Annotated in this window: 25 protein-coding genes, 1 other RNA gene and 1 pseudogene; 11 read left to right on the forward strand and 16 right to left on the reverse strand. The window is 64.3% G+C overall.

Features of this window, described 5'->3' with window-relative positions; all coding sequences use genetic code 11:
* Positions 1-20: 20 nt before the first annotated feature.
* From NYQ83_RS12510 to tolQ, 3 genes are read right to left on the reverse strand one after another with little or no spacing between them, the layout of a single operon-like run.
* A complete protein-coding gene (locus NYQ83_RS12510; RefSeq protein ID WP_128291012.1) occupies positions 21-1,031 on the reverse strand; it encodes a cell envelope integrity protein TolA in 1,011 nt (336 codons plus the stop codon).
* Positions 1,032-1,034: 3 nt separating this feature from the next.
* Positions 1,035-1,487 (reverse strand): protein TolR, encoded by a 453-nt coding sequence (gene tolR, locus NYQ83_RS12515; RefSeq protein ID WP_092815545.1) that lies wholly within the window; start codon positions 1,485-1,487, stop codon positions 1,035-1,037.
* Positions 1,487-2,200 carry a protein TolQ gene (tolQ, locus tag NYQ83_RS12520; protein ID WP_128291011.1) on the reverse strand — a complete coding sequence of 238 codons (714 nt, stop codon included), beginning with the start codon at positions 2,198-2,200 and terminating at the stop codon, positions 1,487-1,489. Before tolQ ends, tolR begins: the two co-directional genes overlap by 1 nt.
* A 244-nt stretch (positions 2,201-2,444) precedes the next feature.
* Here tolQ and NYQ83_RS12525 point away from each other — a divergent pair, with 244 nt between their 5' ends.
* Positions 2,445-2,582: a hypothetical protein gene (locus NYQ83_RS12525; protein ID WP_234629031.1), complete on the forward strand. Its 138-nt coding sequence runs from the start codon at positions 2,445-2,447 to the stop codon at positions 2,580-2,582.
* 4 nt (positions 2,583-2,586) lie between these two features.
* On the opposite strand, the gene ybgC is transcribed toward NYQ83_RS12525, so the two are convergent.
* From ybgC to NYQ83_RS12570, 9 genes and pseudogenes are all read right to left on the reverse strand, one after another.
* A complete protein-coding gene (gene ybgC, locus NYQ83_RS12530) occupies positions 2,587-3,045 on the reverse strand; it encodes a tol-pal system-associated acyl-CoA thioesterase (protein ID WP_304504496.1) in 459 nt (152 codons plus the stop codon).
* Positions 3,029-4,078, reverse strand: coding sequence for a Holliday junction branch migration DNA helicase RuvB (gene ruvB / locus NYQ83_RS12535; protein ID WP_205649814.1), 1,050 nt, complete (start codon positions 4,076-4,078; stop codon positions 3,029-3,031). The genes ybgC and ruvB overlap by 17 nt, the downstream gene beginning before the upstream one ends.
* Entirely contained in the window at positions 4,075-4,701 is a 627-nt protein-coding gene (gene ruvA / locus NYQ83_RS12540) for a Holliday junction branch migration protein RuvA (protein WP_234629033.1), read from the reverse strand. Before ruvA ends, ruvB begins: the two co-directional genes overlap by 4 nt.
* The gene (locus NYQ83_RS12545; RefSeq protein WP_092815534.1) at positions 4,698-5,114 is read right to left on the reverse strand and encodes a type II toxin-antitoxin system VapC family toxin; all 417 of its coding nucleotides are present in this window, start codon (positions 5,112-5,114) and stop codon (positions 4,698-4,700) included. Before NYQ83_RS12545 ends, ruvA begins: the two co-directional genes overlap by 4 nt.
* Positions 5,107-5,355, reverse strand: coding sequence for an AbrB/MazE/SpoVT family DNA-binding domain-containing protein (locus NYQ83_RS12550; protein WP_092815531.1), 249 nt, complete (start codon positions 5,353-5,355; stop codon positions 5,107-5,109). Before NYQ83_RS12550 ends, NYQ83_RS12545 begins: the two co-directional genes overlap by 8 nt.
* Before the next feature lie 218 nt (positions 5,356-5,573).
* Positions 5,574-6,068, reverse strand: a pseudogene (gene ruvC / locus NYQ83_RS12555) (crossover junction endodeoxyribonuclease RuvC); the annotation flags it as partial.
* 38 nt (positions 6,069-6,106) lie between these two features.
* Positions 6,107-6,895 carry an SDR family NAD(P)-dependent oxidoreductase gene (locus NYQ83_RS12560; protein WP_092815525.1) on the reverse strand — a complete coding sequence of 263 codons (789 nt, stop codon included), beginning with the start codon at positions 6,893-6,895 and terminating at the stop codon, positions 6,107-6,109.
* 52 nt (positions 6,896-6,947) lie between these two features.
* Positions 6,948-7,757 (reverse strand): SDR family oxidoreductase, encoded by an 810-nt coding sequence (locus NYQ83_RS12565; protein WP_261215029.1) that lies wholly within the window; start codon positions 7,755-7,757, stop codon positions 6,948-6,950.
* A gap of 191 nt (positions 7,758-7,948) precedes the next feature.
* Entirely contained in the window at positions 7,949-9,763 is a 1,815-nt protein-coding gene (locus NYQ83_RS12570) for a glycoside hydrolase family 15 protein (RefSeq protein ID WP_261215030.1), read from the reverse strand.
* A 181-nt stretch (positions 9,764-9,944) separates the two neighbouring features.
* On the opposite strand from NYQ83_RS12570, the gene NYQ83_RS12575 reads away from it, so the two are divergent.
* Positions 9,945-11,387 (forward strand): MATE family efflux transporter, encoded by a 1,443-nt coding sequence (locus NYQ83_RS12575; RefSeq protein WP_261215032.1) that lies wholly within the window; start codon positions 9,945-9,947, stop codon positions 11,385-11,387.
* 166 nt (positions 11,388-11,553) lie between these two features.
* Here NYQ83_RS12575 and NYQ83_RS12580 read toward each other — a convergent pair whose 3' ends face one another.
* Positions 11,554-13,467 carry a propionyl-CoA synthetase gene (locus tag NYQ83_RS12580; protein WP_261215034.1) on the reverse strand — a complete coding sequence of 638 codons (1,914 nt, stop codon included), beginning with the start codon at positions 13,465-13,467 and terminating at the stop codon, positions 11,554-11,556.
* Positions 13,468-13,570: 103 nt separating this feature from the next.
* Entirely contained in the window at positions 13,571-13,984 is a 414-nt protein-coding gene (locus tag NYQ83_RS12585) for a universal stress protein (protein WP_128290999.1), read from the reverse strand.
* A 234-nt stretch (positions 13,985-14,218) separates the two neighbouring features.
* Between NYQ83_RS12585 and ssrS the strand changes: the two genes are divergently transcribed.
* From ssrS to NYQ83_RS12630, 9 genes are all read left to right on the forward strand, one after another.
* Positions 14,219-14,377: non-coding RNA, 6S RNA (gene ssrS, locus NYQ83_RS12590), on the forward strand.
* 29 nt (positions 14,378-14,406) lie between these two features.
* Positions 14,407-14,994 carry a 5-formyltetrahydrofolate cyclo-ligase gene (locus NYQ83_RS12595; protein ID WP_261215037.1) on the forward strand — a complete coding sequence of 196 codons (588 nt, stop codon included), beginning with the start codon at positions 14,407-14,409 and terminating at the stop codon, positions 14,992-14,994.
* Positions 14,991-15,821 (forward strand): TIGR00282 family metallophosphoesterase, encoded by an 831-nt coding sequence (locus NYQ83_RS12600; protein WP_128290997.1) that lies wholly within the window; start codon positions 14,991-14,993, stop codon positions 15,819-15,821. The genes NYQ83_RS12595 and NYQ83_RS12600 overlap by 4 nt, the downstream gene beginning before the upstream one ends.
* A gap of 50 nt (positions 15,822-15,871) precedes the next feature.
* Positions 15,872-16,297: a GFA family protein gene (locus tag NYQ83_RS12605; protein ID WP_128290996.1), complete on the forward strand. Its 426-nt coding sequence runs from the start codon at positions 15,872-15,874 to the stop codon at positions 16,295-16,297.
* A 165-nt stretch (positions 16,298-16,462) separates the two neighbouring features.
* Positions 16,463-17,356 carry a transglutaminase family protein gene (locus NYQ83_RS12610; protein ID WP_261215041.1) on the forward strand — a complete coding sequence of 298 codons (894 nt, stop codon included), beginning with the start codon at positions 16,463-16,465 and terminating at the stop codon, positions 17,354-17,356.
* Between the two features lie 64 nt (positions 17,357-17,420).
* The gene (locus NYQ83_RS12615; RefSeq protein WP_261215043.1) at positions 17,421-18,242 is read left to right on the forward strand and encodes a transglutaminase-like domain-containing protein; all 822 of its coding nucleotides are present in this window, start codon (positions 17,421-17,423) and stop codon (positions 18,240-18,242) included.
* A gap of 96 nt (positions 18,243-18,338) precedes the next feature.
* Positions 18,339-19,370 carry an aldo/keto reductase gene (locus NYQ83_RS12620; RefSeq protein ID WP_205649813.1) on the forward strand — a complete coding sequence of 344 codons (1,032 nt, stop codon included), beginning with the start codon at positions 18,339-18,341 and terminating at the stop codon, positions 19,368-19,370.
* Positions 19,371-19,373: 3 nt separating this feature from the next.
* Entirely contained in the window at positions 19,374-19,922 is a 549-nt protein-coding gene (locus NYQ83_RS12625; RefSeq protein WP_261215044.1) for an NADPH-dependent FMN reductase, read from the forward strand.
* A 125-nt stretch (positions 19,923-20,047) separates the two neighbouring features.
* Positions 20,048-20,569 (forward strand): GNAT family N-acetyltransferase, encoded by a 522-nt coding sequence (locus NYQ83_RS12630; protein WP_261215045.1) that lies wholly within the window; start codon positions 20,048-20,050, stop codon positions 20,567-20,569.
* A 10-nt stretch (positions 20,570-20,579) separates the two neighbouring features.
* Here the strand turns inward: NYQ83_RS12630 and NYQ83_RS12635 are convergent, their stop codons facing one another.
* On the reverse strand, positions 20,580-23,129 hold the full coding sequence (locus NYQ83_RS12635) for an HWE histidine kinase domain-containing protein (protein ID WP_261215046.1): 2,550 nt from the start codon (positions 23,127-23,129) through the stop codon (positions 20,580-20,582).
* Positions 23,122-23,700, reverse strand: coding sequence for a biliverdin-producing heme oxygenase (locus tag NYQ83_RS12640; RefSeq protein WP_261215047.1), 579 nt, complete (start codon positions 23,698-23,700; stop codon positions 23,122-23,124). Before NYQ83_RS12640 ends, NYQ83_RS12635 begins: the two co-directional genes overlap by 8 nt.
* Positions 23,701-23,805: the final 105 nt, after the last annotated feature.

Consider the following 23,805-nt stretch of genomic DNA (forward strand, 5'->3'; position numbering starts at 1 on the left):
GCGTGAAGCTCCGTCAAATCTCATCCGCCGAGCATTTCGCTCGGGTCGAAGGTGAATTCGATATCCCGCCACAAGGAGTATTTCTCTGGCGGTAGTATGTCGTAAGGGGCGCATTCGTGGACGGCGCGGATGGCGCTCTCCATCGCGACCCGGGAAAGCTCGTCGAAACCGCCGCCGACCGGGCGGGGCGGTGCCGCAAGCGTTCCGTCCGGCTGCAGGCTGATGGCGACCGTCACCCGAAGCCCGCCCGCCTGGCGCACGCCGATCGGCGGGTTCCAGCACTGATAAAGCCGTGCCTTTAGCGCCTCGATCTCGCTTTGCGTCATCGCCGCCTCGGCCTTGCCCTCGCGCGCGCCGAACGTCTGCGGATCGGGAGCGGGATCGGGGTCCCCGCCGCCCGTCGGATCGCGCTTGTCGAGAAGTGCCGCGATATCGTCGGGCCGGAAATCCCGCTTCGGCTCGGGCTTTTGCGTCACCTTCGGCTTTTCCGGCACGGGCTTTTCCGGTGCGGGTTTGGTCTCCGCCGGCTTCGGCGGCTTGATGTCCTTGGGCGGCGTCGGGCGCATCTTCGGCAGGGTGTCGAGCGCGGGCGCCGCCTCTTGCGGCGTGGCCTCCGGCGCCTTCTCCGGCTGCGCATCGGGACGTGGCGCGGGCTCCGGCTCGGGCTCAGGTTCCGGCGGCACAGAGGCGACCTTGGTCTCTTCCGGTTTCGGCTTTTCCTCCACCTTCGGCGTCGGCCGCGGCGTCGGTTCCTTCACCGATTGAACAGGCTTCGGCGCCGGCTTTTCCGCCGGTTTCGGGTCCGGCCGATCGGCCTTGGCTTGCGCCTTGGGCTGAGGCTTTTCGTCAGGCTTCGGCTTTGCCGTCTTGGAGCCGGCGAGAAGATCGGTCACTTCGGAGATCGGCACGAGATCGACAGGCAGGGCTTCCGTGTGATCCACGCTGAAAGGCTTCGCGTCGGGAAACGCGAAGAGCCCGAGCGAGATCAGCGCCAGGTGAGCCGCAAGTGAGACGCCGAGGCCGACACGCATTCCTTACCCATCAGTCTCTTGCAGGGTGACGAGACCGATCCGGCGATAGCCGGCTGCATTGAGACGGCCCATCACCCGCATGATCGTGCCGTAATCGGCATTGCGATCGCCGCGCACGAAAATGCGCTCGTTGAGTCCGTTTTTCGCAAGCGCCTGCAGCGTCGCCACCAGCTTGTCGGACGACACCTCCTGCTCCTGCAGATAGATCGACCCATCGGCATTGACCGACACCGTCAAGGGCTCCGTGTCGGCATCCATCGCCTTGGCCTGCGTTTCCGGCAGGTCGATCGGCACGCCGACGGTGAGAAGCGGCGCCGCCACCATGAAGATGATCAGCAACACCAGCATGACGTCGACGAACGGCGTGACGTTGATCTCCGCCACCAGCGCATGGCGGCGGCGCAGACGATGGCGGCTGCTGCCGCCCCTGCTCGGTGCGATCATCCCGGCGCCCATCAGGCCGCTCTCCGCTCGTCGATCTGGCGTGACAGGATCGCCGCGAATTCGTCGGAAAAACCCTCCATGCGCGTGGCGAGTCGGGAAACCTGGCTGGCGAATTTATTGTAGAACATGACGGCCGGAATGGCGGCGAAAAGGCCGAACGCCGTCGCAAGAAGCGCTTCGGCGATACCGGGCGCCACCACGGCGAGATTGGTGTTCTTCGAGGCCGCGATCGCCTGAAACGAGGTCATGATGCCCCACACCGTGCCGAAGAGGCCGATGAACGGGCCGGCCGAGCCGACGGTCGCGAGCACCAGGAGCCGCCGTTCGAGCCGGTCGACCTCACGTGCGATCGTGACATCCATCACCCGGTCGATGCGCTGCCCGAGGCCTGCGAGCGATTTCGCGCCCCCCTCATAGGTGCGCTTCCACTCCTTCATCGCAGCGACGAAAAGCGCCGCCATGCCGTGCGCTTCGCGCGCCGACACCTGGTTGTAGAGCTGTTCGAGGGACTGTCCCGACCAGAACGTGTCCTCGAACTTGTCGAGCTGACCCTTCATCCGGCGGTAGAGGAGCGTCTTGTCGATGATGATCGCCCAGCACCACACGGAAGCTCCGAGCAGGCCGAGCATGACGATCTTCACGACGATATGCGCCTGCCAGAATAGAGATAGCAGGGAAAAGCCACCCGCCGGATCGGCGAGCGCTGTCTGGGCAACTTGATCCATGGAATGAGATCGCTCTTTTTCGATCTTGGCGGCTCTTGACCGCCGAATGTGACAAAAGCACGGCCTGAGAGAGCCTGCCCCGATGAAACCAGTCTAAAGGATGAGAGATCATCACGGTTAACGAACCGTTAGGAGCGTGTCCTCACAGCAAACTTTTCTTGTCCACGATAAACGATTGGAACCGTTGGAGTCGGAAGGCGTTTGGAATTCGAAACAGCTGGCCATTGAGGCCAAGAGGAATCCCATGTCGCGCTTTGACGCCCGCCTTGATCAGACTGCAGATCAGCCGACCGAGACCGACTCGCGCTTCACCGACACCTTGGTCGTTTCTGCGCTTGGCCTCTCCGTCTTCCTGGTCGCTCTCGGAGGACTGGCCGCGTAAATTTTTACGGGCTTTGTTTGAAAGAGGCGCTCAGAGCCTCTCGCACTTTTCCCGGCAGGCGCGCCGGACGGCCTTCCCCGGTCAGAAGCGCCGCTTCAACGACAGCCTTGACGAGAATGGCGTCGCCTGAGCGCAACTCCTGCGCCAGCGTGACCCGCGCCCCGCCCACTTTCTCGGGCCTCGTGAGAACGGTCACGATATCGTCAATACGCGCCGGCTTTTCGAACTCGATCGTCATCCGCCGCACGGCAAAGGCAAGGCCGTCCGCGGCAAGCACGTGATGATGCACGCCGAGAAGGCGTAGAAAATCCGAGCGCCCCCGCTCCAGAAAATGCAGATAGCGGGCGTGATAGACGAGGCCGGAAAAATCCGTGTCTTCGAAATAGACCCGTTGATGCAGGATATGCCCATCCGCCGTCAGCCGGCCGGAAAGTTCGGCGGGCGCGTCAGCTGTCGTCGTCATTCAAGAAAAGTCCCATCTGCGCGGCCCGGTCCTGCGTCGGCACCGCAAGGCCCAGATGCTGGAAGGCTCTCGGCGTCAGCAGGCGGCCGCGCGGCGTTCTTTGGATAAACCCCTGCTGGATGAGATAGGGCTCGACGATGTCTTCGATGGCGTCGCGCGGCTCCGACAGCGCCGCCGAAATCGTCTCGATCCCCACCGGGCCGCCGCCGAAATTCTCCGCAATCATGAAAAGATAGCGTCGGTCGAGGAGATCGAGCCCGCGGGCATCGACCTCGAGCGCCAGAAGCGCCTTGTCGGCAAGAGAGCGTTCGATCCGCTCCGCCCCGTCGACGGCCGCGAAATCGCGCACGCGCCGCAGAAGCCGGCCGGCGACGCGCGGCGTGCCCCGCGCCCGCCGGGCGATCTCGCTCGCCCCTTCATCGGAAATCGGCGCGCCCAGAATGCGCGCCCCCCGGCGCACGATCTTTTCAAGCTCCGCCTCGGTATAGAAATCGAGCCGCACGGGAATACCGAAGCGGTCTCGGAGCGGCGTCGTCAAAAGCCCGAGCCGCGTGGTCGCGCCGACCAGAGTGAAGGGCGCGAGATCGATCTTCACCGAACGCGCCGCCGGCCCTTCGCCGATGATGAGATCGAGCTCGAAATCCTCCATCGCCGGATAGAGAATTTCTTCCACTGCCGGGTTGAGGCGGTGGATCTCGTCGATGAAGAGCACGTCGCGCTCGTCGAGATTGGTGAGAAGGGCTGCGAGATCGCCCGCTTTGGCGATGACCGGTCCCGACGTGGAACGGAAATTGACGCCGAGCTCGCGCGCCACGATCTGGGCGAGCGTCGTCTTGCCGAGCCCTGGCGGCCCGACGAAAAGCACATGATCGAGTGCCTCCGAGCGCGACCGCGCCGCCTCGATGAAGACTTTGAGATTGCCCCGCGCCTTCTCCTGGCCGACGAAATCGGCAAGCCGCTCCGGCCGGAACGAGGCGTCGGGATCGCTGTCCTCGACGCGCGCATCGGCGCTGACGAGACGGTCTGTGCTCACTGGCTGAGCTCCTTCAGGCCGAGCCTGATCAATTTCGCGGTTTCGGCCCCCTCGCCCGCATCACGCATCGCTTTGGCGATCGCGGCCGAGGCCTGCGCCTGGGCATAGCCGAGATTGACGAGGGCGGAAACCGCATCGGCGATCGGCTGCGGCGCGACCTGATCGCCGAGATCCGATTGCAGGCGCGACAGCGACGGATCGCCACCGATGCCACTGCCGAGCGCCGGCGCCTTGTCCTTGAGCTCCGAACAGATGCGCCCGGCAAGCTTCGGCCCGACGCCGGGCGAGCGCGCGATCATCGCCTTGTCCTGCAGCGCGATCGCCGAGGAAAGATCGGCGGGCCGCAGCGTGCCGAGCACGCCGAGCGCCATCCGCGTGCCCACCCCCTGCACCGAATTCAACAGCCGGAACCATTCGCGCTCCACATCCGAGGCGAAACCGAAAAGTCGGATCTGATCCTCGCGCACATAGGTCTCGATCGAAAGCGTCGCCGCCTCTCCGGGAGACGGCAGCGCCTGCAGCGTCTGCGTCGAGCAATGCACGACATAGCCGACGCCGCCGACATCGACGATGACCCAGTCGGGTCCGTAGGAATCGATGCGCCCTTTGAGTTTGCCAATCATGGATGGGTGTCCGGCGAGATGATCTCGATCGTTGGGAAATAACCGCGATAATAGCCGCGGTCGCGCGTAAGAAGCCGGTAGCCTCGGACCGAAGCATGCGCGCCGATATAAAAATCTGGAAGAGGCCGTGTCCGTTCGCCGCCTTTTCCCCGATAGGTCCTGTAAACCAAACCGGCCATGAAAGCGGCATCCCAGGGGAGTTCTTCCTTGCGGATGCTGGCATGCATCAGCATCGCCTCGAGCTCCTCCCGCCGTGCATATCCGCTGGCGAGCTCCGAATAGACCACCGGATTGACGACAAGCTCACCTCGGTTGGCTGCATCGCGCAGCGCCATCGAAGACCATCCGAACCAGACTTGGTTCGCCTCCGAAATATCGAGAAGGACATTCGTATCAACGAGCGTGTCACGCATCGCCGCGCATGAGCCGCATGATCTCGTCGGTCGAGAGCCCACGATTGACCGTCCTGGTGCCAACGATCGCTTCTACAGCCCGGTCGCCACGTGTTTTGCCCGGTCGCTCCTCAGCATCTGCTCTGCTCAGAGTAACTCTGCCTTCCTCAAAGCTGAAGCGAACCTCGCTGCCCGGTCGCAAGCCGGCGAGATCACGTAAGTGCTTGGGCACGGTAACCTGCCCCTTCGAGGTCATGCGCATCGGAGCCACCCTTGTAATGCTACCCAGGTAAGAAATAGAACATTACAGAAACGTCGGCAAGGAGACGAGGCGCATTCTCCTGGGCTTCACCCCCGGCCGCGCACCAACCGCATGAGTTCGTCCGACGAAAGATGTTCGTTCGCGGTGCGCGAGCCTTTGATCGCCTCGATCCCCCGCCCGCCACGCCGGCTCTTCGCCTCGACCGCAGGGTTTGCCCCCGCCTGGGCCACGGCGCTGCCGCGGTGATGCGCGTGGCAGATGGCGATGGCGAGCGCGTCGGCGGCATCGTCGCTGTCGAAGGTCGCCTTCGGCATCAGGATGGAGACCATCGTGCGGATCTGCCCCTTCTGCGCATGGCCGGCGCCCACGACCGACTTCTTCACCATGTTGGGGGCGTATTCCGCCACTTCGAGCCCCGCCTTCGCCGGAGCGAGAAGGGCAATGCCGCGCGCCTGCCCGAGCTTCAGCGTGGCACCCGCATCGCGGTTGACAAAGGTGTTTTCCACCGCCGCTTCGCCGGGGCTGTGTTCGGAAATCACGGCGACGAGCCCGTCATAGAGCGCCGCCAGCCGGTCACACAGCGCGTCTTTTTCGTCGGAGCGCACCGTGCCGGCCGCGACGAAGGCGAGCCGTGTGCCGGACATATCGACGACACCCCAACCGGTGCGGCGCAGGCCAGGGTCGATGCCGATGATGCGAATCGTCTGCTTCATCGGCCGATCATAGCGAAGACCGGGAGGAACGGCGCAGCTTAAGAATCCTCGGTCGAAACCGTGAAATTGAGCGGCAGGCGCCCGCCATCGACATAAACCGTCTGTCCGGTCATATAGCTTGCATCGTCGGAGGCGAGGAAAGCGGCAACCGCGGCCACCTCGCTCGGCTCGCCGATACGGCGCAGCGGCGTGCGCGTCAAAATGCGCTGACGGGCTTCGGCATCGTCGGCCACATGCCCCAGCATGTCGGTCATGATGGAGCCAGGACCGATCGCGTTGACGCGGATCCCATGCGGCGCAAGGGCAAGCGCCATCACCTTGGTAAGCTGGTTCACGCCCCCCTTGGAGACCGTGTAGGGCACCTGGTCGGGAATCGCGACGACGGCATTGACCGAGCTCATATGGATGATGACGCCCGGATCGCCGCCCGCTTCGATCTGTTTGACCATGCGCTTGGCGACGGCCTGGCCGACGAGAAACGCTCCCTTCAAATTGACGTTGAGGACGCGGTCGAACTCCTCCTCCGTCAGCGCCAGGAAATCCGCCTTGAGCGCGATCGCGGCACAGGAGACGAGGACGTCGATGTCCCCATAGGCGTCGACCGTCGTCGCCAGCAGATTGCGCACCGAGAGCTTTTCGGCGACGTCGCAATGCACGAAGCGCACGGGCCCGAGGTCGCCGAGCGCCTCCACCGAAGCGCTGCCTGCATCGTCGTCGATATCGGCGAGGACCACCCGCGCCCCTTCGGAGAGGAAGCGCTTGGCGACGGCACGCCCGATTCCCTTCGCTCCACCGGTCACGATGGCGACCTTGTTTTCCAGCGACATTGGCATCTTCCCTTGTGGCCCGTTCCGGCCCATCGGCAGCGGCCGACTCGCCTCAGCCGTTGCCGATGAAGCCGGGATAAAGCGTCATGCCGCCATCGGCAAACAGACAATGGCCGTGCACATAATCGGCAGCGTCCGAAACGAGCCAGACGACGGCCTGGGCGATATCCTCCGGATCGCCGATCCGCCCATAGGGGATGAGGCTGCGGATCGCATCCGCATCGTCGGCGCGCTCATCGGCATTGATGTCGGTCGCGATGGCGCCGGGCCCCACCGAATTCACCCGGATTTTCTCATGCCCCACCTCCTGCGCGAGAGACTGCATGAGAAGGGAAACGCCCCCCTTGGAGGCCGCGTAATTGACGCGCCCGGCCCACGGAATGCGCTCATGGACGGAGGAATTGAAGACGATCTTGCCGAGCGCCGGGCTCACCTCTTCGCGCAACCCCTTTTTGCGGAAGCGTTTGACGGCCTCACGGGCGACCAGGAAGGCCCCAGTGAGATTGGTGGAGATGACCGCCTCCCAATCGTCGAGCGACATCTCGCCAAAGGCACAGTCGCGCTGGATGCCAGCGTTGGAGAAGACGATGTCGACCGGACCGAGCTCCGCTTCGCAGCAATCGAAAAGTTTGTGGACATCGCGCTCACGTCCGACGTCGCCGCGGATGATGACGCCCCGGCTGCCGGCCCGCTCGACGGCGGAGAGGGTCTTTTCCGCCCCTTCCTCGTCGGAATGGAAGTTGATGACGACATCGGCACCCGCCTTCGCCAACCCCGCCGCAACGGCCGCTCCGATTCCTGAGCTTGCCCCTGTCACGACGGCGTTCTGGCCTTCCAGGCTTAGTCCGTTTTGAGCTGCCACTGAGCCCCTCCTGATCGTGAATGCGTGGAAGGACGCAAGCGGTGTCGGCCGAGCAGCCTCTCGCTACGGCGGATCACCTCATAAGAAGCCGCCAGCATCCTGAACCGTCCTGCGTCCCGTTGGAAAGTCTCTTCGTCGAACGTCTCCCGATGGAGCGTTGCATTGAAACTTCGCCCCTTGGGTGGCGAACGTCAGGCTGCGAACCGGGTTCCCTCATCGCCGTCGAGCGCCCGCTCGAGCCAGTGGGCGGCTGAAATCAGCGACAGATGCGTGAGCGCCTGAGGGAAGTTCCCGAGATGCCTCCCGGATGGGCTGAGCTCTTCCGCGTAGAGGCCCACATGGTTGGCGTAGGAGAGCAGCTTTTCGAACAAAAGCCTTGCCCGCGGCAGATCGCCCGTCCGCGCCAAGGCCTCCACATACCAGAAGGCGCAGGTGGTGAAGGCGCCTTCGCGCCCGGAAAGCCCGTCGACGTCCTCGGCGCCCTCCGCCTCGTCGTCGTAGCGCAGGACGAGGCAGTCTTTGACGAGCCGCTGCTCCACGGCACGCATCGTCCGGAGCCAATAGCGGTCGCGGGGATTGATGAAGCGCACGAGCGGCATCAAGAGCACGGAGGCATCCACCGTCTTGGAGCCCTTATACTGTACGAAGGCGCCGATTTCTTCGTCCCAGAACTCTTCCATGATGGAGCGATAGATGGTGTCGCGCTCCGCCCGCCAGGCTTCCACCGGTCCCGCCAGAGAATATTTCACCGCCATGCGGGCCGCGCGGTCGAAGGCCACCCACGACATCAGCCGCGAAGACAGAAATTCCCGCCTCGGGCCACGCACCTCCCAGATGCCCTCGTCCGGCCGACGCCAGTTCTCCTTGAGCCAGTCGAGCATCTTGACGATTTCCCGCCAGGCTCGGATCGAAGGCTGGCCGAGCGATTTCGCCGAGATATAGATCGTGTCCAAAAGCTCGCCGTAGATATCGAGCTGCAATTGCTCGTAGGCGGCGTTGCCGATCCGCACGGGCTGCGAATTCTGCCAGCCCTCCAGATGGTCGAGCGAAACCTCATTGAGATCGTGGCGTCCGTCCATGGCGTACATGATCTGCATCTCGCCATCGTCGCGCCCCTCGGTCAGACCGAGAAGGAAGGTCGTAAACTGATGCGCTTCCTCGTAGCGGCCGAGACGGGTGAACGCGTAGACGGAAAACGCCGCGTCGCGGACCCAGCAATAGCGGTAATCCCAGTTGCGGCTGTTGCCCGGCACTTCCGGCAGCCCGAAAGTGGCCGCCGCCGCGATCGAGCCGTGTTTCTGCGAGGAGAGGAGTTTCAGGACGAGCCCGGAGCGCACCACGACATCGCGCCAGCGCGACGGATAGTGACCCTTTGCCACCCAACCGTGCCAGAAATCGCTCGTTTCGACGAAGCTCCTCGAAACGTAATCGGCATCGATCGGCGGAGCGTCGGCGCGGCCGGGACAAAGCACGACGAAGGCGTGCTCGCCCTCCTTCAAACGGAAACGTGCTTCGGCCGCGCCGTCCGCTATACCGAGCTCGACACGGCTATAGAGGAAGAGCTGTCTTTCCCCATCGCAGAACTTGACCCCATACGGGATCGCCTCCGCATGCGTCGTGCCGCGCCCATAATCGAAGCGCGGCGCGCAGGAGAGCTCAAAATCGACATCGCCCTGGATCGCTTTCGCCCGCCGCACGATCCGTCCCGACCCGTCGAGCGGCATGAAGTCGGAGACCTCCGCCACGCTCTCGTCGCCCTGGAAGCGGGTGATGAGGATATTGGTGTCCGGCAGATAGAGCTGGCGCGAGCGAAGCCCGTCGCAGGCCGCATGCAGCTTGAAATGCCCGCCCTTCTCCCGGTCGAGGAGCGAGGCGAAGACGGTGGGCGAATCGAAATTCGGATAGCAGAAGAAATCGATCGTGCCGTCGAGCGCGACGAGCGCCGCCGTCTGCATGTCGCCGATGATGGCGTGATCTTCGATCGGCGTGAACGCGTTGTCTGTCATGTGGGGATGATACTTGAAGGTCGAGGAGCCGGCTTACTAGCCTAGCGCTCGCCCTCTCGCCGTCCAGTGCAGACGGACATTCTCCGACCGATAGGTTGAATACGGCCTTTCTGCTCAACCGAAAGCCGGTTGGCTTTCATCGCCCTTGCCATGTACTCCCCCAGGCTCCTGGTGGTGAAACATGCAACGCGAGAATCGCACCCGTCCTCCACGCGAAGTGACGGCATACGAAGTCCCGGCCGCCGTCTCCGGCGGCAACGAACTGTCCTGGCTTGGCCATGCCGGCGCAACCGCCGTCCTGGCCTTGCCGCTAATCGGCGCACAGCTCGCCCAGATTACGATGAACGTCACCGACACGGTGATGATCGGCTGGCTGGGCGCGCGCGAGCTCGCCGCAGCGGTGCTTGCCACCCAGAGTTTCTTCCTCTGCTTCATGTTTGGCGTCGGCTTCGCCCAGGCCGCGCTGCCGCTCGCCGCCAATGCCGAGGGCCGTGGCGACCTGCGCGGCGTGCGCCGCTCGGTCCGAATGAGCCTATGGGTTCTTGGGCTCTACGGCGCAGCGATGATGATCCCGCTGTGGGAGATCGAGGCGATCCTCCTCGCCTTCGGTCAGGAACCCGATCTCGCAGCGATGGCGGCCGATTACATACATGTGGCCCAGTGGTCGATGTTTCCGAGCCTTTTGATCATGGGCCTGCGCTCGTATCTGACGGTGGTGGGCCGCGCCTATCTGGTGCTCGCCGTCATCGTCGTCGGCGCGCTCGCCAACGCGCTTTTGAACTACGTCCTGATCTTCGGCCATCTCGGCGCCCCCGCGCTCGGCCTGGTGGGCGCGGCGATCGCCACCTTGGTGTCCAATCTGCTGATGGCGGGTCTGCTCGCAGCCTATTCGGCACAGGCGGAAGGGCTGCGCCGCTATGAACTCTATGTTCGGTTCTGGCGGCCCGACTGGTACGGCTTTCGCGAGATCGTGCGGCTGGGCTGGCCGATCGGCGCCACGATCATCGCCGAAGTCGGCCTGTTCGCCGCCTCCTCGGTGATGATCGGCTGGCTCGGCGCCGTGCCGCTCGCCGCCCACGGGATCGCGCTGCAGATCTCCTCGATCACCTTCATGATTCCGCTGGGGCTGGCGAGCGCAGCCACGGTACGCGTCGGCCTGGCGTTCGGGCGAGCCGACAAGGTCGGGCTCGGGCGTGCCGGCACGGTCGCTCTGGTGATGGGCGCGGCGATCGCGGTCGGCGCCGCGATCACCTTCCGCCTGCTGCCGGAAGAGCTGATCGGGCTCTATCTCGACCCCGCCAATGTCAATGCCGACGAGGTGCTGGCCTATGCGGTACCGCTGCTCCTGGTGGCCGGGGTCTTCCAGATCGTCGATTCGCTGCAGGCGGTGGCAGCCGGCATCCTGCGCGGCCTCAAGGACACGCGGATGCCGATGATCATCGCCATCGTCAGCTACTGGGTGATCGGCACGCCGACCGCCTATGTCCTCGGCTTCGTCCTGGACTGGGGCGGCGTTGGAGTCTGGTGGGGTCTGGCTTCGGGGCTGGCCGCCGCGGCCGTACTTCTGACGACGCGCTATCTGGGCCGCGAACGCCACGGCCTCGTCCGCTTCGAGCCGGCGTAACGAGACACACGCCACCGCCATCTGTGACGGTATCCCCCTCACCCGCGGCCGATTGAAGTTCGGGGACGGCCGAGAAAAAAAGCGGCCGCTCGAAAGCGACCGCATCACCGTCATTCACGCGAAGCAATCAAGGCCACCAGCGAAACTCTGGCGGCCCAGAAAAGTCTCAGCTCGCCCGCATCTGATCGACGTGTTCCACGACGCCCTTGATCTCGTCGAGGATCGCCGGATCGTCGATCGTCGCCGGCATGCGGAAATCCTCGTGATCGACGATATGGCGCATCGTGGCACGAAGGATCTTGCCCGAACGCGTCTTCGGCAGGCGGTGCACGACATGCACCGTCTTGAAGGCGGCCACCGGTCCGATCTCCTCGCGCACCAGACGGATGCATTCCTTCTGGATCTCCATCGGGTCGCGGTCGCGTCCCGCCTTCAGGACGACGAAGCCCATCGGCATCTGGCCCTTGAGCGCATCGGCGGCACCGATGACGGCGCATTCGGCGACGTCCGGATGGTTGGAGAGCACCTCCTCCATCGCGCCCGTCGACAGGCGATGACCGGCAACGTTGATGATGTCGTCGGTGCGCGACATGACGTAGACATAGCCCTCGTCGTCGAGCATGCCGGCATCGGCCGTCTTGTAATAGCCCGGGAACTCCAGGAGATAACTCTCCTTGAAGCGCTCATCGGCGTTCCACAAGGTGGGCAGGCACGCCGGCGGCAGCGGCAGTTTGACAACGATGTTGCCGAGCGTGTTCGCGGCAACCGGATGGCCGGCATCGTCGAGGATCTCGATCTTGTAGCCCGGCATGGCGACCGTCGGCGAGCCGTACTTGACCGGCAACAGGCCGAGACCGGCGGGATTGGCGGCGATCGCCCAGGCCGTTTCCGTCTGCCACCAATGGTCGATCACCGGCACGCCGAGCTGGTCCTGCGCCCAGCGGATCGTATCCGGATCGGCGCGCTCGCCAGCCAGAAACAGCGTGCGCATCTGGCTGAGATCGTAGCGGCCGACATGCTCGCCCTGCGGATCTTCCTTCTTGATCGCGCGGAAGGCCGTCGGTGCCGTGAAGAGCGCGGACACCTTATGCTCCTCGATAACGCGCCAGAAGACGCCGGCATCGGGTGTGCCAACCGGCTTGCCCTCGAAGACGATCGTCGTGCACCCGTGCAGAAGCGGCGCGTAGACGATGTAGGAATGGCCGACGACCCAGCCGACATCGGAGGCGGCCCAGAAGACCTCGCCCGGATCGATGTCGTAGATCGCCTTCATCGACCATTTCAGCGCCACCATGTGCCCGCCATTGTCGCGCACGACGCCCTTCGGCCGTCCGGTCGTCCCGGAGGTGTAGAGGATGTAGAGCGGATCGGTCGCCGCGACCGGCACCGGCGGCACTTTCGTGCCGGCATTCTTGGCCGCCTCGACGAGCTCCAGGTAATCGTAGTCGCGCCCTTCGGTCAGCTCGCACGGGCCCTGCTCGCGCTGCACGACGAGGCAGAACTCCGGCTGGTGGCGGGCAATGTCGAGCGCATGGTCGAGAAGCGGCTTGTACTTCACCACCCGGTTCGGCTCGATGCCGCAGGAGGCGGAGATGATCGCCTTCGGCTCGCAATCGTTGACGCGCGTCGCAAGCTCGTTTGCCGCGAACCCGCCGAAGACCACCGAATGCACGGCTCCGAGCCGGGCGCAAGCGAGCATGGAAAAAAGCGCCTCGGGCACCATCGGCATGTAGACGATGACGCGGTCGCCCTTCTCGACGCCCTTCTCGCGCAGCACAGCGGCGAGAGCCTCCACCTCGGAGAGGAGCTCCTGATAGGTGATCGTGCGTTTCGCACCGGTGATGGGGCTGTCGTAGATGATCGCCGGCTGGCCGGGACGGCCTCGCTCCACATGCCGGTCGACGCAATTGTAACAGGTGTTGGTTTCGGCACCGGCAAACCAGCGCCCATACATGCCCATCTCGGGATCGAAGATCTTATCGGCCGGCTTCGACCAGTCGATCTCTTCGCCGGCTTTGGCCCAGAAGGCTTCCGGATCCTCTTCCCAGGACTTGTAAACCTCGTGATATCGGCTTGTCATATGTGTTTCCTCCCCGTCAATTGGTACATTCCGCTGGCTCGGCCGACAATCACCTCCTGGTAGCTCCGGCCTTGCCCCACCCTCTCGTCCGATTGCCGTCCGCTCAGCGAACGACAAAGACGGAAATCTCGCTGTGCGTCGCGAGATAGCCGGCACGCGAAGAGAAAACGTGCTCGGCGAAACCGGGCACATGCGAAGCCATGACGACGAGATCGGCGCCCGTCTCATGAACCTGCTCGCTCAACGTCTGGTCTAGATCTCGCGCCGGATCGTGGCTTGTCACCGCCTTGGCTTCAAATGTAACGCCGTGCTTATCGCTCTGCCGAGCTGCGAATTCACTAAGTCTTTCGGCGAACTCTGCCGGATTATGTGAAAGAGAGCCGGGAAGGGCAGACGAGACACCCACCAGAATGAGGCGCGAGCCGTATTGTTTGGCAAGGCCCGCGGCAGCCTCCAGAGCTCGATCGAGCTTGTCGGCATGGGCAAGATCCGCAGGCACGAGAATGGTCCGAAACATCTTAAGCCTCCCTGGTCGTGCTGTCCCTAAGCCTAGGTCATGTGGGCCAGAAAGAAACGCGGCTCGACGAGGCGCCGTTACGCACACACCGGCGCGGCATCCTGTCTCCCCCTCGCATCTCTCCCGCGGACAATTTTACAGACCGCTCCGCCGCAAGCTTCTTTGGAGGATATCGAAACCCCGCCATCAGGTTTCGTTTGCCGAGGCCTGAGCCTCTCCCTATATCTCGCCTTCGCGCGGCTGCCCGGTTCGACAGGAGTCACATTCCCCGGGGCCTTATCGATCTCGAAGGGAGCTGTCCCTGGTCTCGCCCGTGGGCTTGACCAAAACGGCGCCCACCTACTTTGTAGGTTTCCCGGGATCGTACACTCCACCGGCCATGGCGGCCGCGCTCTCAACCCCCTTCCTCGTCGATTTTTCTCATGGACGTCTCCTCAGCCAAGGCCAAGCTTCGCACGCAGGCATTGCTGCGGCGCGCAGCCCTCGGCGAGAGCGAGCGGCGCCTGCGCTCCGCCCACGCTGTCCGCCACATCGAAAAGCTCCTGCGCCCCGAAGAGACGGTGGCGCTTTTCTGGCCGATCCGCGACGAGATCGATCCGCGCCCGCTTCTGCCGCTGATCGCGGCACAGGAGGGCACAGCGGCTTTGCCGGCAATCGTCGAGAACCGCCTCGTCTTCCGCCATTTTCTCGATGAAGAAGGCCTCGAGGCCGGCACTTTCGGCACGAGGCACCCTTCGCCCCATCACGGCGAAGCGACGCCCGATCTGATCGTTGCGCCGCTCGCAGCCTTCGATCGCGCCGGCGGGCGGATCGGCTATGGCCGCGGCTATTACGACACGGCCGTGGCCGAGCTGCGGGAGCGCGGTCACGCACCTCGTCTTGTGGGGCTCGCCTTCTCGTGTCAGGAGGTCGATATTGTTCCCATGGAAGACCACGATATCCCCCTGCCCCTCATCGCCACCGAAGACGAGCTCATCGACACCACCGCCAAGCCCACGGAGGCCCTGTGAGGATCCTGTTTCTCGGTGACGTTATCGGCCGCTCCGGCCGCAAGGCAGTCCGACATCACCTCCCCTCCATGGTCGAGCGCTGGAAGCTCGATTTCGTCGTCGTGAATGGCGAGAACTCCGCCGGCGGCTTCGGCATCACCGAAAAGATCTTTCAGGAGCTTCTCGACGCGGGCGCCGATTGCATCACCACGGGCAACCACGCCTTCGATCAGAAGGAAGCGCTCGTTTTTGCCGAACGGCAGGAACGGTTCCTGCGTCCGCTCAATTATCCGCCGCAGACGCCGGGCCGCGGCGCCAACATTTATACGGCCCGTTCCGGTGCGCGCGTCCTCGTCATCAACGTCATGGGGCAGCTCTTCATGACCGCCCTCGATGACCCGATCGCAGCCGTGGAGCGGGAAATCGCGGCGATGCCGCTCGGCCGCGACTGCGACGCCATCATCGTCGATTTCCATGCCGAAGCGACGAGCGAAAAGCAGGTCATGGCGGCTTTCCTCGACGGCCGGGCGAGCCTCGTCGTCGGCACGCATACGCATGTTCCGACCGCCGATTACCGCATTCAGCCTGGCGGCACGGCCATGATGACCGACATCGGCATGTGCGGCGATTACGATTCCATCATCGGCATGCAGAAAGACGAACCTCTGCACCGCGCTGTGACGAAAATTTCTTCCGGCCGTCTCGGGCCTGCCATGGAAGAAGCGACCTTGTCGGGGATCGCCGTCGACGTCGATGATACGACCGGCCTGGCGAGGAAGGTCGCGGCCGTGAGGCTCGGGCCGCATCTGGAACGATCCGTACCGACCTTCTGGGACGACGAAGACTGAGCGAGCACTCGCCGCCCCCCGGGCCGGTCGTCGAGAGAAAGGCGCGTGAAATGGTCGACCTGCCTTTGCACGGGCGCTGCTTTTGCGGCGCCGTTCGCTTTGAGGCGAAAAGCGAACCCCTTCAGGTCTCCTGGTGCCATTGCCGCGACTGCCGGCGTCAGACCGGCGCGCCCGCCGTTGTCTGGGCCGGGTTTCCGAGCGATCTCGTCGTCTGGCACGGCGCCCCGAAAGACCGGCAATCCTCTCCGGGTGTCACCCGCTCCTTCTGCGCCGATTGCGGCACGCCCTTGACCTATCTGGATTCCCGCTTGCCCGGCGAGATCTACATCCATGCCGGGCTCTTCGACGAGGCCGACCGCCTCTCGCCGGACCGCCACGCCTATGTGACGGCCAAACTCTTCTGGCTGCATCTCGACGACACTCTGGCGAAATACGACGACGACACCCGCCACCGCCCGGACGCGCCCCACCCCTGACGCCGCATCCCCGGCAATTCCGCGGCTGAGCAGGCGGCCGTTGCGATCGCCACGCCGGCGCAAGCGTTTTGGCGCTATGATGGTTGGAGCAAAAGCCGGAACACCCAGAAGGACGCCCGCAGAACACCCCTGCCGGAACGCCCGAGGAGAGGTAAGCGCAGCGTCGTGCCGATCTACACAGTCACTCACGTCACGACCTATCGCTACCGGAAACGGGTCGGCTTCGGGGAGCATCGCATGATGTTCCTGCCGCGCGAGGGGCACGATCAGCATCTCCTCTCCTCCACGCTCACCATCACGCCGGAGCCGGTCAGCCTGCGCTGGCACGAAGATGCGCTCGGCAACCGCGTCGGCGTCGCGCGCTTCAGTGGCGGCAGCAATTCCGTCCTCGCCACGTCGCTTGTCTTCGAAAGCGTCATCCGCGTCGCCCATTTCCGCGCGCATCCCGCCGGCATCAATCTCGACGAGGAGGCGCGCTTCCTGCCGGTTTCGCTCAGCGACGAGGACAAGGAGGATCTGCGCCCCTTCCTTGTCCGCCGCTATCCAGATCCTGACGGCACATTGTTGCGCTGGGCGGAAAGCTTCCTCGACCCGTCGGAGCCGCTTCCGACCTTCGAGCTTCTGACCGCGATGATCCACGCGATCCGGCACGACCATGCCTATAGTCGGCGCGACCACGGCATCCAGGATCCCGCCGAAACGCTCACGCTGCGCAGCGGCACCTGTCGCGATTTCACGGAGCTGATGATCGAGGCTTTGCGCGCCCTCGGCCTGCCCGCACGCTTCGTCTCGGGCTATCTCTACGTGCCGGCCCGCGACAGCCACGACATCCATGGCGGCGGCGCCACCCATGCCTGGGTGCAGGTCTATCTCCCCGGCGCCGGCTGGATCGACATCGACCCGACCAATGCCATCCTCGGCAATGAAGGTTTGATCCGCATCGCCGTCGCCCGCGATCCGAGCGAAGCCCTGCCCCTGTCGGGCTCGTATCTCGGCATGCCGGACGACGATCTCGGCATGGAGGTGATGGTCAAGGTCGCCCGCGAGGATGAAGGGTGAAGTTTGCCTAAAATTGCGCCCGCTTCCGCGGGAACCGCACGACCCTCCAACCACTTGAGGAGAAATGAAGATCAGAGCTGGTTTCGACATCGAATATGAGTGTGCGCAGCCGACGCCGATGCTGCTCGTCCTGTCGGTGCACCCCTCGCGGCTCCGCGATCTTGAGACCCCGCACCACATCACCTTCGACCCCGAAATCCCCTCCCGCGATTACCGTGATGATTTCGGCAACATCTGCACCCGCATCGTGGCCCCGGCCGGGCTTTTGCGCATGTCGACCCAATTCACCATCCGCGACGATGGCCTGCCCGACGAGGTCGCGCCCGACGCCCGCCAGACGCCGGTCGACGAGCTTCCCGACGACGTGCTCCTCTTCCTTCTCGGCAGTCGCTACTGCGAGACGGACCGGCTGACCGATCTTGCCTGGTCGCTCTTCGGGCATGTGGCGCCCGGCTGGCAGATGATCCAAGCCATCTGCGACTACGCCCACGAGCGCATCACCTTCGATTATCTGAAGGCCGATCCGATGCGCAGCGCCGTGAACGGCAATTACGAGCAGACGGGCGTGTGCCGCGATTTCGCCCATCTCGCCGTCGCTCTGTGCCGCTGCATGAACATTCCCGCCCGCTATTGCACGGGCTATCTCGGCGATATCGGCGTGCCGGAAGATCCGAACCCGATGGATTTCAGTGCCTGGTTCGAGGCCTATCTCGACGGTCGCTGGTACACGTTCGATGCCCGCCACAACCATCCGCGCATCGGGCGCATCCTCATGGCGCGCGGGCGCGACGCGACCGACGTCGCGATCTCCACGAGTTTCGGCGCCTCGCGTCTCGCCGGCTTCAAGGTGATCACAGACCAAATCGTCGAAGAGGCCGCCGCCTGAAATCCACGCCGGCAAGTCACGCAATCCAGCCTCCCGCTTTGAAGAACCCCGATCGGGCCTTATGTGCACCGCAACGGAAACAACGGGAGTTCCCCCATGCTCGACACACCAGCGAAGACGAACCTGCCGACGAAACGCTTCGGCCGCACCGATATGAACATCACCCGCGTCGGCTTCGGCGCCTGGGCGATCGGCGGTCCCGACTGGGCCGTCGGCTGGGGCGCGCAGGACGATTCCGAATCCGTCGCCGCCATCCGTCACGCCGTATCCCGCGGCATCAACTGGGTCGACACCGCCGCCGTTTACGGCCTCGGCCATTCCGAAGAGGTAGTGAAGAAGGCGCTCGCCGATGTCCCGGCCAGCGAACGCCCCTATGTCTTCACCAAATGCGGTCTCGTCTGGGACGAGAACGACCGCAAAAAAATGCCGGAGCGCATCGGCGCCGCCGACAGCCTGCGCCGCGAGGTGGAAGCCTCGCTGAAGCGCCTCGGCGTGGAGCGCATCGATCTTTACCAGATGCACTGGCCGGCCAATGACGGCACGCCGGTGGAAGAATACTGGCAGACGCTTCTGGAGCTGAAAAAGGAAGGCAAGATCCGCGCTGCGGGCCTCTCCAACCACAATGCCGAGCAGCTGCAAAAGGCCGAGGCCGTTGGCCATGTCGACACGCTGCAGCCGCCGTTTTCGGCGATTAAGCGCGAGGTGGCGGAAAAGGAACTGCCCTGGTGCGACGCACATGAGACGGGCGTCATCGTCTATTCGCCGATGCAGTCGGGTCTCTTGAGCGGTCGCTTCAGTGTCGAGCGCGCGCGGGCCCTGCCGGCGGACGACTGGCGCTCCAGAAATCCCGACTACACCGGCGAAAAGCTCGAAAAAAACCTGGCGCTTGCCGACAGCCTGAAGCCGATCGCGGACAAGCACGGCACCACGGTGCCGGCCGTCGCTGTTGCCTGGACACTCGCCTGGCCTGGCGTCACCGGGGCCATCGTCGGCGCCCGCAATCCGGGTCAGGTCGATGGCTGGATCGATGCGGCAACGCTCGAGCTGACCAAAGACGATCTCGCTGACATCGCCAAGGCCATCGAAACGACCGGTGCCGGCACCGGCCCGGCCATGCCGCAGGCCTGAACGATGTCAGCCACGAAAACGAAACTCCTCGGACTGCCCGGGAGCCTTCGCCGCGAGAGCTACTCCCGCGCCGTTCTGCAGGGCCTCGCGGCAGACAATGATGGCACGGTCGAACTTCAGATCGGCCATGTCGATCTGCCGCTCTACAATGCCGATCTCGATGGCGACGACGCACCGGAGGCGGTGCGCGAATTCCGTGAGGCGGTCGCGGCAAGCGATGGCCTCGTCATCGCCACGCCGGAATACAATCACGGCATTCCGGGCGTCTTGAAGAACGCCCTCGATTGGGCCTCCCGCCCGCGCGGATCGTCCTCTCTCATGGGCAAGCCGGTTCTGGTCGTGTCCGCCTCACCCGCCTTCACGGGCGGCGTCAGGGCACAGGCACAGCTCAACGAGACGCTCCACGCCGCCGAATGTCGGCTCGTCGGCGGGCCGCAGATCGTCATCGGCAATGTCGGAGACAAGGTGCGCGACGGTCGTCTCGTCGACCCCGCCATCCTCGATTTCGCCCGCGAGGGGCTGAAGCGCCTGCAAGCCATGATCGCAGGCTGACACCCGCACAGAGGGGGCGCCTGAGGGCGCTCCCTCCAAACCTCTCTCCCGCGGCCTCGCGCCTCGCTTGCGCCTTGAAATAATTGCCTTTATCTGCCCCGAACGCGGACTGGCGGATGAGGACGATGAGCGAGCTGCAGATCCGGGATCAAAACGAGGCCGACCGCACCGCCGTCAAGGAAGTGGTGCGACAGGCCTTCCTTCATAAGCCGTACGCGGCGGGCACCGAAGCCTTCATCATCGACGCTCTATGGACGCGCGGCATGGCGACGATCGCCCTTGTCGCGGAAGCCGATGGCCGCATCCTCGGCCAGGCCGCCTTCTCGCCCGTCACCATCACCGGCAGCGACGGTCAGGTGACAACTGGCTGGCACGGGCTCGGTCCCATCGCCGTCCTTCCGGAGGTGCAGAAGAAGGGCGTCGGCTCGGTGCTGATGGAAGTTGGCCTGACGAAGCTGCGCGCGCTCGGCAGCAAGGGCTGCGTGCTCGTCGGCGATCCGGCTTATTACGAGCGCTTCGGCTTCGAAAATCTGCCGCAGCTCCAAATCCCGGGCGTGCCGCCGGAAAACCTGCTCGCTCTTCCCTTCACCGACGCTCTGCCCGCCGGCGAGATCGTCTTCGACGAGGCCTTCCAGGCGACCTCGTAGAGCACTCGGGCTAGGCCCGCTCGGCGCCGACCATCGCCTCCTGCAGCAACTGCGCGCTGTAAGGCTTGCGCACTTTGTGCGTGACGTCGAAAGGCGCGGGCAGTGCCGCCTGCTCGCCGTAGCCGGTCGCGAATGCAAAGGGTACACCCATCTCCGCCAGCCGCTCGGCGATTTCGAGGCTCGTCTCCGCGCCGAGATTGACGTCGAGAAGCGCGAAATCCGGCGCCTGACGCTCGATCTCCTTCAAAGCATCGCTCACGCCGCTCGCGGTGCGGACATTTCCGACACCGAGCGACAGAAGCATCTGCTCGGTGTCGAGCGCGATGATCATGTTGTCTTCGACGACGAGAACGTCCGCCGGAAGAGCGATCTCCTGCTCGTCGGCCCTGACGGCCTCTTTCACTGTGTCCACGACGATCTCGCTGCGTTGGAAATGTTTGGGCGGAATGACAAAGCGCGCCTTGAGCCCCGTCAGTTCGTAATCGACTTTCGCCTCGCCGCCGAGATCATGCACGATCGACTGCTCGATCACCGTGGAGCCGAAGCCGTAGCGTCTCGGCGGCTTGACCGGTGGGCCGCCGCGCTCGCCCCAATCGATGACGAGCCGGCCGAACGTATCGAAATCGGTCATGATGTCGATCTGGCCGCGGCTGTCTGACAGCGCGCCATATTTCGCCGAATTGGTGATGAGCTCGTGGATGACGAGAGCGACGGTCGTAAACGCCTCCGGCTGCACGAGCACGTCGGAGCCGGTCAGCACGACCCGGTCGGCCTTGCCGCCGAGATAGGCGCCCGCCTCCGTCGTCACCAGATTGCGGAATGAAGCCGGGCTCCAATCGTCCGAGGTGATCTGGTCATGCGCACGCGCCAAAGCCTGGATGCGTCCACCGACGACTTCCGTAAAAGCTTCGATGCTGGTCGCGTCCTTGCTCTGGTTGATGACGCCGCGAATGAGGCTCAGGATATTGCGGACGCGATGGTTGAGTTCGGCGATGAGGAGCTTTTGCCGCTCCTGCGCGCGGCGGCGCTCCGCTTCCGTCAGATTGGACAATTGGAGGATGACTTCCAGAAGGCTGACGCGCAGGCCCTCGGCGATCCGCTCCTCCACCGGCGACCACGGCATCGACTGTCCGCTCACCGTCTCCTTCCACATCTCGAAGCTCTTGCGCGGCGTGAGCCGCGCCCCGAGCGGTCCGACGCTCACCGGTTTTTCCGGATTTCCCGCCCAATTGACGCTGCGCGTCACCTCCTTGCGGAAGAAGACGAGATAATCGCCCGGCTGCCGAGACAGGGGCACGACGAGCATGCCGGCGGCACGATCTGAGAAGCGCCGTGCGGGTTCGTATTTCGCCCCGATCTCGTGTTCGGCGCACACCGCGTTCACGCCCCTGTCGCGCAGATACCCCGCAAGCCCGGCAAAGTCGTCTTCATTGGGGGTCAGGCCCCGCAACGTGGCGCGCCCCTCCACCCACAGGCCGATGCCGTCGCAGACGAGAAGGTCGGCGATCTCGTCGAGATGGTCGACGATGCTCTCAAACCGCGTCGCTTCGGTCGCCATCACGGCGACGAGCTGATTGTGCAGCTTGCTGGAGCGCTCCTCATATTCGGCTTCGGTCTGGCGCTCGCGGTTTTCCACCAGAAGCGAGAACATCTGACCGAAGAGTTCCGCCGCCGTCCGCCGCTCGAAAGTGACGTGATGCGGCGCGTAATGATGGCAGGCGAACAAACCCCACAGACGCCCTTCGCGCAGGATCGACACCGACATGGAGGCATCGACGCCCATATTCTGCAGATATTCGATATGAATGGGCGACACGCTGCGCAGAATGCTCATCGACAGATCGAGTGGCTCACCGTTGCGGTCGAGCGCCGGCTCGACGGGCGACGGCTCCGCCGAGATATCCGGGATGATCCGCAGCCAGTTCTTCTCGTAGAGAATGCGCGCCTGGCGCGGGATATCGGTCGACGGATAGTGCAGCCCGAGAAACGAGCCGATGCCGGAACGCGCCGATTCCGCGATCACCTCGCCCGACCCGTCATGATCGAAACGGTAGATCATCACCCGATCGAAGCCGGTCAAAGCCTGCATTTCGCGCGCGGCGATGCGGTAGAAATTCCTGAGATCGTCCGTGCGCTGCAGTCGCGCCACCATGCCCCGCACCATGGCGGCTGCATTGGCGGCGGGCTCGGCCACGGAGCGTTCGCACTCCACGACCACCTCGTCGCCGGAGAGATGCACCGCCATGTCGCAGACGAGGCCAGCTTCCGTGACTGTCACGCCGAAGGCGCGCGCCACTGTCTCGCCCATCACCGCGCCCTGCAGATTGTTGCGGATCGTGTGCACGGCCTGCCCGAGAAAGACCTGGTCGATCGGCAGACCGACGAGCTCCTCGCCCGGACGTCCGAGCCATTCCGCCGCGTTGCGCGACACGCGCGTCACCACCCAGCTCGAGCGCGACACGGCCACGAGGAATCCGAACGGCTGTACCGCCCCCAGAAGATGGATCGGCTCGCGATCGCAATTCGTCAGATCGACTTCGAATTGGGTCGGATCAGACATGGGCGAGCACCCGGTCGGCCTTTGCAACGCTCTCTGCTGCCGCATCGAAAAGCGCAAAGATGGTTTCGGCGCCCTTCACAGCCTCGTCCGGCGCGTCGTGCACGGCGGCCGATTCCTCCAGTCTTTCGACGAAGCTCGGCCACAATTTCCGGCCTTCGCCGTGACGAAGAAACCGTGAGGCCACCTTCATCCGCGGGCCCGCCTCGGCTAGGATGTCTCGTGTCAGGATCTTCGCGCCGAGGCGCGAGCCTTCCAGCACATAGACCGCCCCCAGCATGAAGGCTTCGCCGTGCATCTCAGGCGCAGAAACGGATTGCGGGCGCTCCGCCCCCAGAATTTGGATGTCGTCGAGAAGCACCGCACTCCGCCGGCGTTCGTCCCAGTCCGGAAGCAGCGCCTCGATACCGGCAATCTCCAGCGTCTCTTCGACGGGGAGGATCGCGGCCGCATTCGCGCGCAGAAACGAAGCATACCCCGTCTCGCCTTGAACGAGCATCGGATTGAGACGCGCTTCGACCTCGGCATGAAGCTCGGCCGTAGCGGCGTGCAGAAGAGCGCGGACAGACCTCAATGAAAGAATTTCCTAACGAACAGTCGGGTGCAACCGCATCACGTGCCACTGGCTGTTACGCCCAGATGCGGTGGGCGGAGCGAATCTGACGCACGAATTCGGCCA

The organism is Afifella sp. JA880 (genome assembly GCF_025379905.1).
GTDB classification, from domain to species: domain Bacteria; phylum Pseudomonadota; class Alphaproteobacteria; order Rhizobiales; family Afifellaceae; genus Afifella; species Afifella aestuarii.